This is a genomic window from Pseudomonas sp. MT92 (genome assembly GCF_058792515.1).
In genome coordinates this window covers 148703-161568 of the sequence record NZ_JBXAFA010000016.1, presented here as the reverse complement: position 1 = coordinate 161568, position 12866 = coordinate 148703, and the positions used below count along the sequence as shown (strand labels likewise).

The following is a 12866-nucleotide window of genomic DNA, read 5'->3' as shown; positions in this document are numbered from 1 at the left end:
GCCCACACACCGGATTGGCAAGGTGGTTATTGCTTCTTCGAACATATCGCGAAGGCCCTTGCGGGAGGATCCGGGAATCCCGGTACACCAAAACAGTTCGCGACCCATCCCTGACTATCTGCACTATCTATCGGGGCCGACATGTGGATATAACCGCGGGTGGGATCAGAACAGTCTGCTCCTCCTCCTAGGACAATCTCGTCTGAGTTACAAAAAGCGACGCCTCCGTCTCCTCCGATGTTCCCGAAAGTCCCGTAAACTACTCTAGGACGCTCCAATTTGAATCCTTTTGCCCACACACCGGATTGGCAAGGCACGCGCTTCGTACGATACCTTTGACACGATTTCTATCGAGCAATTGTTGATGCCTTTTTTCGCGGCTTAGCCAAGCAGGCCGGGCGTCTCGTCAGTTATCTAGGTCAATATTCCTAATACTTTATTGAAAATTTTGGTTGTTCAAGCAGCCGCTAAAGGATCAATCATCACTACGCTTGTTTCCTCAATCAATTCCAGGTACTGATCTGGTGCCGGTATGGGTGTAGCGTCCCTGAGTGCCGTCATCAGTCGTCGAAGTAGCCTGTCCTGGGCGAGCGCGAGCGTGGAATCTCTGCAGGATCCCGTGATCAGGAGCTCATCAAAGTCCAGGAACCGAACCGTTACGTGATTCTCCGTCTGCAGGAGAATGGCGGGGTAGGGGATCAGGTGATTGATTACGACCTGTCGACCCTTGCTCTTTCCGCCCTCAAGTTTCTTGACCAGGCGCTGTGCCTTCAAGTGCGTGTAGCGCTTAAGCATGCTGAGCGACTTGTGGCCACTGATGGCTGCAACTTCCATCATGTCCAGCGTGCCCAGTTCAAACAGCCTGCTGATGGCTTCATGGCGTAAGTCATGGAAATGGAGGTCCACGATCGCCAGGCGCTGCAGCATCACGCGCCAGGTCGATTTGAGGCCCTGCGATCCATACTTGAAGACCTGCCCGGTGTTTTCGACACCCATCCTGATGATGGCATCACGCGCCTTCAACGAGAGCGGCACGTCGCGACGCGTGCCGTTTTTGGTGTCTGGCAGATGCGCCACTCGCGCCTTGAGGTTGATGTTCTCCCAGCGCAGGCCGAGGATCTCGCCCTGGCGCATTGCTGTCTCAAGCGCAACGACGATGATCGAATAGAGAGATTCGTTACCGTGGTTGTGGGCATATCGCAAAATCAGGCGCTCTTCGCGCGCAGTGAGTCTTCGCTCGCGCCCAGGGGGACTTTTTGGCTTCCGAACTTTCAGGACAGGGTTGTCGTCACAAATCCCCCATTCAATACGACCGAGCTCGAACAGATTCGATAGCAACGACATTTCAAGCCTGACTGTCGCGGGAGACAGAAGCTTGCCGGTTTTCTGGTTTTTCTGGAGGAGGCGCTCATCACGATAGGTCGCGATGTCTACTGAGGTGACAGCCCGGGCGGTCATTGGGCCTAAGAACGATCTGGACAACTGCTCGACGCGATAACACTCTTGAACGTAGCCTTTTTTGAGGATCGAAACCCTTGTCTTGTAGTGATCAAGGGCCTGGGCCATGGTCATTTCGGTCATTTTGAGATTCGTCCAGATCTTGCGCTCTAACGGCCAACTCGACCAACGAGATGCCAAGTACTTCGCAGAGGGAAATTAGCGTGTCGATCGTTGGGGAACGCCGGCCGAGTTCCAGGACGGAAATGTAGGTGCGATCCAAGCCGGCCTCGAACGCGAGAGTTTCCTGCGTGAGGCACCTTTTTTTCCTGAACTCACGAAGAGCCTTTCCGAAGGCCTGGTTGTGCGTGCGGATGATTTTGCGTTCCCGGCTTGATCATTTGAAGGGCCGGGATTTTCAGCGGTTCCGACTATAGTCGTCTTCCGTTTAAAAGCGGAATTGAGGAGCAACGGCAAATCCTATGCCGACATCGAAGGCTCTATCTCAGGGTTCCCGGAGGGGGCAGCAGGGTATATGAATCAGCTGTTTTTTTCAGTCGTGGCGAAAGGCAAACTGCCATCACAAGTTGCCGGTTGTAGGCACAAGTGCCTATAATCGGTGATCAGACTAGCAGTGGCCGTACCGAACGACAGGCAATGAGCTAAGACTGGAAGGTTTCCTTGAGAGAGGAATGTACGAATGGAGAAGCTGGGTTAGAATAGGCACAAGTGCATTATGAGGTGTTGAATGTCGAACCAAGAAACATTGCGATCCTTGATCGATCGTGCCTCGATAACCCAGGGAGAGGCCGCTGCTCTCATCGCTGAGGAGACAAAGCGTCCCTGCAGCATTCGGAGTATCAGATCGTGGTTAGCGGCAAGCGTCCTCAAGAGCGCCCGACCATGTCCGAAATGGGCACTGGATGCTCTGGAGGCTATCCTCAGGCGACAAAACAAGATCCAGTAGCTCCGACAGCGTGAGCCTGGGGCAACACAACTACGCTCAGTGCTGGGTGCTGCTCAATCAGATCTAGCAGCAGTTCCCGAATTGTGAACATACCGGCGGACGGGTCTTCTCCGACGCGTAACCGGTCAAGGGTCTCCAATACCGGCGCGGGGACAACTGTGTTTTTGGTGGCTCCAGTACCATCACTCCATGCAGATCCCACGGTCAGCGCCCGCTCGATCACTGCCAAGTAGGGGGAGGAATAGGTCAACTCAGTCATGTCTCGTTCCTTTCACTTGCTCGCTATGGTTCAGGCCCATACATACCTCCGCAACCGATATGCTTGAGAACCCTGGTGCACATCTCCAAGGTTGGTACACCGCTAAACCCACCTGGTACGCCATACGGATTGTCCATCCAGGTGATGCCATCAGCTTTGTCGTAACTGAATGAATGCCCGTCCACATCAACACTTTCGCCTGCAGTCAGTTGCTGCAGGAATTCATCAGGGCTCGGCAGGTTGAGTTCACCCCATCGCCCAGCTTCCATGGAAACTAAAGCCTGCGTGCGCCTGGCTTGGCGTTGTTGCTCATTGGCTGCTTCTAATCTTTCTTCCTCCCATCGCGCCTCTTCTTCAGCATTCAGTTGCTCAGCGAGCTCCCGTTCCTGGACGAACGCGGAGAGGTAGTGGTCAGCCAGTTCTGGGGCGTCCACGAGAAGAGGCGGGAGGTGCTCCCCATAGACGGGGTTGCACCGATTTGCCTCTAGCTCAGCAAGACAGGCCACTATTTCAAATGCGCGCAGCCTGGCCGCGGCGACGGTTTTCTCACCCCCGGTGATTGAGCGCCAGACAACCACATCGATCCATTGAAGTCTTGCGGAAAGGCATAGTTCGAAGGACTGGTTCATGCGGGCCAATGCTCCTCGTTTGAATGGTGTGCGTATCTAATCACAATTGCGATAGTATCACCGTGATCAAATTCTATAAGGACTTGCTCGCATGCTCAGGCGACGCAGCTCACCAGATGTAAATGCAGAGCTTCTTAAATGCGCAGTGTTCGACGGCTTCGACTATGGATTGTCGTTTGCTTATGTCGAGGGATTGGGCCGGGTGCTGAGCAGCCTCAAAGCTCGTTGCTTCAGAAAACCCGGGCACCCGCTTCACAACACTTGGCGCATCGCGAAGAATCTTGTTCACGAGGAAACCCAAGAATTTTTTGCGACCCTCAAAGCGGCCGCGGGTGAAGCGTTCGTAGAAACCTACGAAACCTTTACACGCAAGCTCGACGTTTCCCGGGCGAAGCCATTACTGGCGGCGTACACGACCGATATCCAGGTCAGAATCGCAGTGATGGCCGACGGAAAGGTTCTCGCACGGGGTGATTACCACCCTGGATTGATAGCGATCTACCGGCGAATGGGTGGGGTATATCTGGGACCCAGCAAAGCCTGGAAAATCGTCTGCACTGCCGAAGCGTTGCGCAGCAATCTCATTGACGGACTGGGACTCAGCGAAGAGCAGGTGCAGATTCTCGAAGGTCAGCACGAGCTGCTTGAAGATGGCGCCTTGGTGCAGGCTCGCGAATGGGAGAGCATCGCCGTAGGTGGTGAACGTCCGGACCCTACGGGGGAAAGCGAGGATTCTGTAAACGAGGTGTACCTGGCCAGCATTCCCCAGATTACCCCGATCTCTTGGACTCCACAGGCACTTGAGGAGGCTCTCAACCAGTACCAGCTCTATGACTATCAGCGCGCCGGAGTTGCTCACCTGGTGCAGCGCAGCAGCGCTTTGCTGGCTGACGATATGGGCCTCGGCAAAACACGGCAGTCGATCGTTGCTGCACACATCCAGGCGAAGGGGCGGCCGATCCTGATTATTTGCCTGGCCAGCCTCATCATCAACTGGAGCCGCGAGATCCAGGCGGTGTGCCCGGATGCAAAAATTTCGATGCAGGCCGCTGACCCTTCGGCCCAATGGGTGATCATCAATTACGAAAGGCTGGGACAATTTGTCACGACGGCGTCCCTGTACAACGTCATGGTGATCGATGAGGCGCACCGTCTCAAAGAGCCAACGGCGGAATGGACGCGTCACGCGTTCGACATCGCCTCAAAAGTCCCCAATCGATATCTGCTGACCGGGACGCCTGTGCTGAACCGGGAAAGCGAACTGCACACGCTGCTTCGTCTGTCGGGCCATCCGATTGGCCTCATGTCCCTCAAGGCGTTTTGTGAGCAATTCGCTGGAAGTAGCGAGTTCCGTGCGTCGCTTCGGACTCTTCTCTCAGACTGGATGCTTCGCCGTACCAAAGACGTCCTGGTCAATTTGAAGGGTAAGCAACGCCAGACCTTCGCCTCGCAGATGTCGCCGGCAGAACGTCGGCAGTACCAGGAGGTGTTTTACAGCGACAGGTCCCCTCTGGCCCGAATTGGCGTCCTGCGTTCGATGCTGGAGCGCTTTAAGGCCAGGACCATTGTCGATATGGTCAGAGAGCTCGACACCCAGGATAAAGTGATTATCTTTTGCGAGTTCATTGAGACGGTCGAGTGGCTCAACAGCGAGCTGGCCAACGAGGGCATCAATTGTGTGACGTTGACTGGTAAGCACTCAGGCGCCCGGCGGCAGAAGGCCGTCGATCAGTTCCAAGAGGACGAAAATATTCGTGCATTTATTGGCACCACTGCAGCGGCGGGGACAGGTATCAATCTGACAGCTGCTAATTACGTGTTTTTCGCCAGTCTACCTTGGACACCGGCCCTGCAGGATCAAGCGGAAGATCGTGCATACCGCAATGGTCAGCTGCGCTTGGTGATCGTAAAAATCCCGCTTATTGACGACTCCATCGACCAAGGATTGTGGAGCATGCTCGCAGCGAAGCGGGCAGTAGCTCGCGATTTGATTGAGCCTGAAGACGCATCGGAAAAAGCGCAACTGGAGCTGGCTTCGTTACTGTTACAAGCGGCTTAATTTGAACCGCGCTATTGGTGAATAGCGCGGTTTGATGTCCAACTCTAATAACTATTCGTCATCGAAGTTGTAACTGCCTGGTGCGAGGTTTTCGAATCGGGTGTATTTACCGATAAACGCCAATCGCGATGTACCAATCGGGCCGTTTCGCTGTTTTCCGATGATAATCTCAGCGATGCCTTTGTGTTCGGTTTCAGGGTGGTACACCTCGTCGCGGTACACGAACATGATGACGTCGGCATCCTGCTCGATCGCTCCGGACTCTCGCAAGTCGGAGTTTACCGGTCGCTTGTTTGGACGCTGCTCCAGAGAACGGTTGAGCTGTGACAGCGCGACCACTGGGCAATTGAACTCCTTGGCCAGCGCCTTCAGAGAGCGCGAGATCTCCGAGATCTCATTGGTTCGGTTATCGCCTCCAGAGCCTGGAATCTGCATTAGCTGCAGGTAGTCGATCATGATCAGCCCAATGTCACCGTGTTCACGGACCAGGCGCCGGGTGCGGGCGCGCATTTCTGACGGGCTGATGCCGGCGGTATCGTCGATGAACAGTTTGCGATCGTTGAGCAAGTTGACAGCGGCAGTCAGCCGCGGCCAGTCATCGTCTTCCAAGCGGCCAGCACGTACCTTGGTTTGGTCAATGCGGCCCAGGGAAGACAGCATACGCATGATCAATGATTCGCCGGGCATCTCCAACGAGTAAACCAGAACCGCTTTGTCGCTACGCAGGACAGCGTTCTCTACCAGGTTCATCGCAAAGGTGGTTTTGCCCATAGATGGGCGGCCGGCGACGATGATCAGATCTGAGGGCTGAAGGCCGCTGGTCTTCTCGTCGAGGTCGGTGTAGCCGGTGGACAAGCCGGTGATGGCATTGTCAGTGTTGAACAAGGTATCGATACGGTCGATGGCCTTGGTCAACAGGTCGTTCACGCTCACCGCGCCCCCCGTCTTCGGCCGCGCCTCGGCGATCTGGAAGATCTGGCGCTCCGCTTCGTCGAGAATCTCATTGGCAGTGCGACCTTCAGGATTGAAGGCGCTGTCGGCGATCTCGGTGCTGATGCCGATCAACTGGCGCAGAGTGGCTCGTTCACGGACGATCTGGGCGTAGGCCTTGATGTTGGCCACCGACGGTGTATTTTTCGCCAGCTCGCCCAGGTACGCCAAACCACCGACTTGGGTTGTTTGGCCCTCTTTATCCAACTGTTCTGCCAGTGTCACGACGTCGATCGGTGAGTTCTGGTCAGCGAGCCGGGCGATCGCACGGAAGATGAGGCGGTGGTCGTGTCGGTAGAAATCGCCATCGGATACCTGATCAAGTACACGCTCCCACGCGTTATTGTCCAGCATCAGTCCTCCCAACACCGCCTGCTCTGCTTCAATCGAGTGCGGTGGCACCTTCAGGGAAGCGGTTTGCAGGTCGTACTGTTCGGGAGCGGCGAAATCGTTCATGTCTTCTTCCTCGGCCGGAATGGGCCTTTGGCATAGTTTTTAGTCTGCGGGTCGTATTTACGAAATTTTTCGATGTGCACCAGCTCCGATGCGATGGCTCTCCCAACCCGCGGATCTTTGGGTTTGGGGACGTTGCCAAGCTCCGAATCGGAGAAAGCATGTGCACCTGGTACGAGGTTTTCAAAGCGGGTCAATCGGTCGACAAAAGCAAGTCTTGAAAAGCCGGTTTCACCCTCTCGCTGTTTGCCAATGATGATCTCTGCAGTTCCTTTGAAGCGGGAATCGGGGTAATAGATTTCGTCGCGATAGACAAACATGATCACGTCCGCGTCCTGCTCGATCGCGCCGGACTCGCGGAGATCCGAATTCAATGGCCGTTTGTTTGGGCGCTGCTCAACGGTTCGATTGAGCTGTGACAATGCGATCACTGGGCAATTGAATTCCTTGGCCAAGGCCTTCAGAGAGCGCGAAATTTCGGAGATTTCGTTGGTCCGATTCTTGCCGCTGGCCCCCGGGATCTGCATTAACTGCAGGTAGTCGACCATGATCAAGGCAAGCGGCCCGTGCTGCCGAACTACTCGGCGAGTCCTCGATCGCATCTCCGACGGACTGATGCCGGCGGTGTCATCGATGAACAGCTTGCGGTCGGTAAGGCGTCTGACGGCGTTAGTCAGCTTTGGCCAGTCCTCATTCAACAGGCGTCCTGAGCGGATCTTGCTGTGGTCGATACTCCCAAGAGACGACAGCATTCTCATGATGAGCGACTCGCCTGGCATCTCAAGTGAGTAGACCAGCACCGCCTTCTCGCTATGCAGGACGGCGTTCTCGACCATGTTCATGGCGAACGTTGTTTTACCCATCGACGGCCGTCCTGCGACGATGATCAGGTCTGCCGGGCGCAGTCCATCCAGTTTCTGGTCTAGATCGGCATAACCAGTTGATAGTCCGGTCACCAGATCGCCGGACTTTGACCGCGCACCGATTTTTTCGGTGGCCTTGGTTAACAGCGTGCTGATGCCAACTGGGCCACCGGCCTTCGGCCGAGCGGAGGAGAGGATCAGTATTTGGCGTTCCGCGTCCTCGATCAGATCCTCTGCCGACATTCCGGCAGGGCTTTGTGCCTGGTCATTGATACTGATGCAGGTGGAGATGATCTTTCTCAACTGAGAGCGTTCGCGAACCACCCGGGCGTACGCTTCAATGTTCGCAGTCGACGGCGTATTTTTCGCGAGCTCGCTTACATAGCCCTGGGTGAACCCCACGAGTTCGCTTTCTCCTGAGAGATTCAACACTTCCTGCAGCGTCACGGCGTCAAACGGTTTCTGGCGCTCGGCCAGTTCAAGAATGGCTCGGAAGATCGAGCGGTGTTCTTGCAGGAAAAAATCATCGGGGGAGAGCAGGTACTGGAGTGAATCCAGGGTGGCGTTGTCCAGCATCAAACCACCGAGCACGCCCTGCTCAGCCTCTACCGAATGGGGAGGGACGCGAGGCGCTGCAGTTCCTGCAGCACCTTCTTCCGCGGCGGCGATCGTACTCAAAGCGTTAGTAATCCGCAGCGAAGCGGGCTTCTTGGAAGCGCGATGTCCGACCAGTCGTGCTGCGTCGTTTTTGTAGAGATCAAATACACCTGCAGTTCTCCAATAAATTACTGATCCAAGGCTAGGCACATGTGCCTATCTAGTCAAGCATTTTTGCTACCCATCCCTCAGTCCCTCCCTGCCATCCAAATCCGTCGCTGAATCGGCCAGCGTCCACTGGCCGATCGGAGCGTCGCTCAGGTTAACGAGCGCTCTCGGATCTGCAAGGCGTCGAGGCTGTCTGTCCGCGCGTTTCGCACACTTCAACCCTAGCTACTGCTGAGCGAGAGGCGCCCTACTCTGGCTTAATGCTGATCGCTGATAACTAAGGTTATCAGCGATAAACGACATTCTATCATTGCATATGTAACAGGTATCCTCATTGCATATGTTCGCGAGCTGCAGATAAACCTCAGTAAATGCCGTTGCATACTGCAATTCATCGTGAGTGAGCCAAGGTGGGTGTGTTGCAGTTGTCGTTATCGACGATCGTCAACACTGCGCGAGCGGCACACGGCGAGCGCTTCAGGGGGGGGGATCTGCGAGACGCCCAACGCGAGGTGGCGGCAGCGGTTCGCAAGCCGGCATCCGCCAGGCAAAATTTCCTTGGAGCAGCCTTGCGTGACGATTGACGGCGCATAAGGCCTGTTGCTTAATGTTGTTCTATTGAATCTACATTAGGATGTGATACATGGAGCGATTTAAGGACCGGCTTTCTCGCCTGGAAAAATGCGCAGCGGCCGTTGCAAACAGCAAGGAGACTGACGCGGCAAAAACCGAAGTTGCCGGTCAGGTGGCGGTGTATGCCGCAATCCTTCTGGATCTGGGCGCTACGCCACGGTCAAACGAGAGCGAGGTTCTGGGACCTATCGACCAGTTTTGCGTGCTGGTGGAAAGGACGTTTCCGCAAGCCATAGGAGTCGCGCAATGAGCATTCCAGCAGCACCTGGTGAAAGTCTGTTTCAACAACTATCGCGCAACATCTACACCAAGTGTACGGACGCGCTGCGGCGCATCGGGGCCAACGAACTCTTCGGTCTTGCCTCATTCGTTCCTGCTGCAATGACAATGATTGGAGCGGCATCTGGCGCCTCGTACGGCGCCGATATGGCGCATCAAGGCCATGCGGTCTACCAGGCATATCTTGACGCAACCAGGGTCGATAGCTTGGGTGAGGGTGTTGCCAGAGCGCTTACCGGTGGATTCGAAAGCACCGGTGTCGCGGCATTTTGGGCTGGGAGTGCGGGCATGATCGCATTCCCTTCGCTTGCGATGGCTGCCAAAGCCGTCGTTCATGCTTTTGACCTCGGAAAGCCCAAGCCGGATCGCGACGTCAACATACAGATTGAGCACGAACATTCTGGGCCATCGATGTAGCGCCGTATTTGGCACCGATATCAGAAGACTGCTGGTCCGTAGTGATGCGCCCATAACCAGATGAGCGCATCACCTCCCCCGCTCCTCCCTCCATCGTCCCTCCCTGTCCGACTCTCGGCCTGCCCTCCAGCACCTCACTTAAAGGTTCTTGCTCGAAGCGAAATCTTGTGTTGACAGAAAAAATATCAAGTTATAGTTTGGCGATTACAAAAGCACGTCGCGAGGCTATTATGCGCTCTCCTAAAATGTCTACTCCAAGCTCGCCCGCTGAGCATCGCAGCAATCTCGTCAAGCTCTTGCGGGCTAATGCGGGGCGACACAACCTTTGGGACGTGTTCGGCGACTTCATTGAGATGTCCGCTCTGGCCATTGCCAACAAAGTGGACCTTGCCCAATTTGAGGAGCGCGAAAAGCGCTATCTATCGATCGTCCGGCGCTATGAGCCACACGAAGTGGCACGCTTTCCTCAGATGTATGCAGAACTTGTGAATGCTCTGGAGTACGGGCCTGACGACGTTTTGGGGAAAGTGTTCAGCGAATTGGAGCTGCACAACGCTTCCCGCGGCCAGTTTTTCACCCCCTATTCCTTGTGCACGCTCATGGCCAACATGCAGGTCCAGGACGGGAGCGGTTTTCGAGAGAAAATCGAACAACGCGGATTTGTTAGTGTGAGCGAACCTGCCTGTGGTGCCGGTGCGATGGTTATTGCAACCGCCGAAGCCATGCTCGGCGCCGGCATCAACTATCAGCAACATCTGCACGTCATCGCCCAAGACATCGACTCCAGGGCAGTACATATGGCTTTCATTCAGCTGAGCCTTCTCCACATCCCTGCGGTCGTGATTCTCGGCAACACCCTGATGATGGAGGAGCGGGAGCACTGGTACACGCCGGCGCACGTCTTAGGCGGGTGGCAGCGTAAGTTGGACCGCGGATACGCCTTGGGCAGCAGCATCGATCCTCATCGCGACAACGAACGAGATCAAATGACCTCTGCAGAACCTTATCAGGAAGAGACTCTGCCGCGGGAGCTCGTCGCATGAATGACCATCATGACTCATCAGCTCAGCGAGCTCTGGCTCGACTATGCGACTTTTGCTCGAAGCAGCGCTTGAACATGGCGCTTGAAAAAAGGGCGCAGGCGGATCTCGAAACAGCCTTGGACGAGGCTGGCTTCGAGTTCAAGCGGGAGCAGGAACTTTCGAAACGTGACATTCCAGACTTTGTGGTGACTATCGACGGTCACGCCATTGTTCTGGAGCTAAAGACCCGCGCACAGCGCAAGGCAATTTATAGGCAGCTGGAGCGTTACGCCGAGCATGAATCGGTTGATGGTTTGCTGCTAATGACGGGCACGGCCATGGGACTTCCATCTCACATTAACAACAAGCCTTCACGGGTGGTATCAATGGGCGGGGGCTGGTTATGAGCACTCGATACGGGCAATTGAGCCTGGAAAACGGCACCCAGTGGGTAATGCGCAATATCGCGCCTCACATCGCGATCCGACTCAAGCAGATATTCCCGCGGGTGCCGAAGTGGCAGACCGACGAGTACGTCTTTCCAAACGACCTTGCGCACTGCGCTGACATCGCCTGGTTCACCTCTCGCTATCCCCTGGCCATCACTCCGACCGACGCGCAGGCCCTTGATTGGGGTCGTCAAAGCTTCGAGCGCGAACAGTCGCGGATGGAAGAAATTCTTCGTCCGGAGTACACCCCGCTGGCCGCCATCGGCCTGAAACCAGGCTGTGTCATTCGTCACTATCAAAGCCAGGCTGTTGACCTGACACTGGCGCGGCGATCGTTGCTTTTGGGCGATGATGTCGGTTTGGGCAAGACCTACACCGCCGCTGCTTTGATCCTGCACATGCAAACACGGCCGGCGGCCATTGTTGTGCAAACCCATCTGCAGCAGCAGTGGTTTGAAAAGCTTAGCGAATTCACGGACCTGAAGCTTCACTGCATCAAGGGCACCCGGCCTTACGAGTTGCCGCCGGCTGATGCGTACATCTTCAAATACAGCCAACTGCTTGGCTGGATCGATACTTTTAGCGATGGCTTTTTCAAGGCAGCAATCTTTGACGAAGTTCAGGAACTGCGCACCGGCACCGACAGCGGTAAGGGGAAAGCAGCCCAGGCGTTGGCCAGCAAAGCAGATTACCGTCTGGGCTTGAGTGCGACGCCCATTTATAACTACGGCATCGAGATTTGGAACATTGTCGAAGTCATCGAACCAGGGCTCTTGGGCAGTCACGGGGACTTCCTCAGGGAATGGACCGATGGCGACAAAAAAGTCACCGATCCTCAGGCTCTAGGAACCTTTCTGCGGGAGCAGATGGTGTTCCTGCGCAGGACTAAACGTGACGTTGGGCAGCAGATGCCGCCGCTGAACGTCATTGTTGAGGAGGTGGGTTCAGATGACGAAACACTCCGCTCTGTAGAACTGCTCGCTAGACAGCTGGCTATCCGAACCACCGAAGGGACGTTCATGGAGCGCGGTCGCGCCGGGCGCGAGTTGGATCTGTTGATGCGTCGTATCACCGGCGTGGCCAAGGCACGCTTTGTTGCCCAGTACGCACGCCTTCTGCTTGAAGCCGACATTCCGATCATATTGATGGGCTGGCACCGGGATGTGTATGACATCTGGCTAAAGGAGTTGGCGGACTACAATCCTGCGATGTACACCGGGTCAGAAGGCGACAAGCAGAAGATTGATTCAAAAGAAGCGTTTATTTCCGGGAAGACGAATCTTTTCATCATGAGCCTGCGCTCTGGTGCGGGACTGGATGGCCTACAGCACCGCTGTTCTACCGTCATTTTCGGTGAGCTCGATTGGTCTCCGAAGATCCATGAACAGGTCATCGGCCGCCTTGAACGCGAGGGTCAGGAGGAACAAGTTACAGCGATCTACCTGAACAGCGACGATGGCAGCGATCCACCGATGGTCGAACTACTCGGACTCAAAGCATCGCAGGCCCTTGGCATCATCGATCCGAATGCCCCGCTCACGCAGCGGCACTCCGATAAATCGCGGATCCAGGCACTGGCTGCGCAGTTCCTGAAACGAAAGGCTGCGGCTTAGTGGCGCTCAATTCAATTTTTGCAATCCAAGG

Annotated in this window: 12 protein-coding genes; 6 read left to right on the top strand and 6 right to left on the bottom strand. The window is 55.5% G+C overall.

Features of this window, described 5'->3' with window-relative positions; translation table 11 throughout:
* Positions 1 to 456 precede the first annotated feature (456 nt).
* The 4 genes from AC1Q6D_RS27005 to AC1Q6D_RS26990 form a co-directional block, all read right to left on the bottom strand.
* Positions 457 to 1581, bottom strand: coding sequence for a site-specific integrase (locus tag AC1Q6D_RS27005; protein ID WP_102616873.1), 1125 nt, complete (start codon positions 1579 to 1581; stop codon positions 457 to 459).
* The gene (locus AC1Q6D_RS27000; protein WP_074321506.1) at positions 1550 to 1813 is read right to left on the bottom strand and encodes a helix-turn-helix domain-containing protein; all 264 of its coding nucleotides are present in this window, start codon (positions 1811 to 1813) and stop codon (positions 1550 to 1552) included. Before AC1Q6D_RS27000 ends, AC1Q6D_RS27005 begins: the two co-directional genes overlap by 32 nt.
* Before the next feature lie 565 nt (positions 1814 to 2378).
* Positions 2379 to 2663, bottom strand: coding sequence for a hypothetical protein (locus tag AC1Q6D_RS26995; protein ID WP_102595743.1), 285 nt, complete (start codon positions 2661 to 2663; stop codon positions 2379 to 2381).
* 23 nt (positions 2664 to 2686) lie between these two features.
* Positions 2687 to 3292: a hypothetical protein gene (locus AC1Q6D_RS26990; RefSeq protein WP_102595742.1), complete on the bottom strand. Its 606-nt coding sequence runs from the start codon at positions 3290 to 3292 to the stop codon at positions 2687 to 2689.
* Positions 3293 to 3383: 91 nt separating this feature from the next.
* Here AC1Q6D_RS26990 and AC1Q6D_RS26985 point away from each other — a divergent pair, with 91 nt between their 5' ends.
* Positions 3384 to 5351: a DEAD/DEAH box helicase gene (locus AC1Q6D_RS26985; RefSeq protein ID WP_102595741.1), complete on the top strand. Its 1968-nt coding sequence runs from the start codon at positions 3384 to 3386 to the stop codon at positions 5349 to 5351.
* Between the two features lie 51 nt (positions 5352 to 5402).
* Here the strand turns inward: AC1Q6D_RS26985 and dnaB (AC1Q6D_RS26980) are convergent, their stop codons facing one another.
* Positions 5403 to 6797: a replicative DNA helicase gene (dnaB, locus tag AC1Q6D_RS26980; RefSeq protein WP_054078420.1), complete on the bottom strand. Its 1395-nt coding sequence runs from the start codon at positions 6795 to 6797 to the stop codon at positions 5403 to 5405.
* On the bottom strand, positions 6794 to 8335 hold the full coding sequence (gene dnaB, locus AC1Q6D_RS26975; protein ID WP_102595740.1) for a replicative DNA helicase: 1542 nt from the start codon (positions 8333 to 8335) through the stop codon (positions 6794 to 6796). The genes dnaB (AC1Q6D_RS26980) and dnaB (AC1Q6D_RS26975) overlap by 4 nt, the downstream gene beginning before the upstream one ends.
* Positions 8336 to 9065: 730 nt before the next feature.
* On the opposite strand from dnaB (AC1Q6D_RS26975), the gene AC1Q6D_RS26970 reads away from it, so the two are divergent.
* From AC1Q6D_RS26970 to AC1Q6D_RS26950, 5 genes are all read left to right on the top strand, one after another.
* Positions 9066 to 9305 (top strand): hypothetical protein, encoded by a 240-nt coding sequence (locus AC1Q6D_RS26970; RefSeq protein ID WP_102595739.1) that lies wholly within the window; start codon positions 9066 to 9068, stop codon positions 9303 to 9305.
* Complete coding sequence (locus AC1Q6D_RS26965; RefSeq protein WP_102595738.1) at positions 9302 to 9751, top strand: hypothetical protein; 450 nt, start codon at positions 9302 to 9304, stop codon at positions 9749 to 9751. Before AC1Q6D_RS26970 ends, AC1Q6D_RS26965 begins: the two co-directional genes overlap by 4 nt.
* 230 nt (positions 9752 to 9981) lie before the next feature.
* The gene (locus AC1Q6D_RS26960; protein ID WP_102616874.1) at positions 9982 to 10794 is read left to right on the top strand and encodes an N-6 DNA methylase; all 813 of its coding nucleotides are present in this window, start codon (positions 9982 to 9984) and stop codon (positions 10792 to 10794) included.
* Positions 10791 to 11180, top strand: coding sequence for a hypothetical protein (locus AC1Q6D_RS26955; RefSeq protein ID WP_102595736.1), 390 nt, complete (start codon positions 10791 to 10793; stop codon positions 11178 to 11180). The genes AC1Q6D_RS26960 and AC1Q6D_RS26955 overlap by 4 nt, the downstream gene beginning before the upstream one ends.
* A complete protein-coding gene (locus AC1Q6D_RS26950; protein WP_102595735.1) occupies positions 11177 to 12835 on the top strand; it encodes an SNF2-related protein in 1659 nt (552 codons plus the stop codon). The genes AC1Q6D_RS26955 and AC1Q6D_RS26950 overlap by 4 nt, the downstream gene beginning before the upstream one ends.
* The last annotated feature ends 31 nt before the right edge of the window (positions 12836 to 12866 follow it).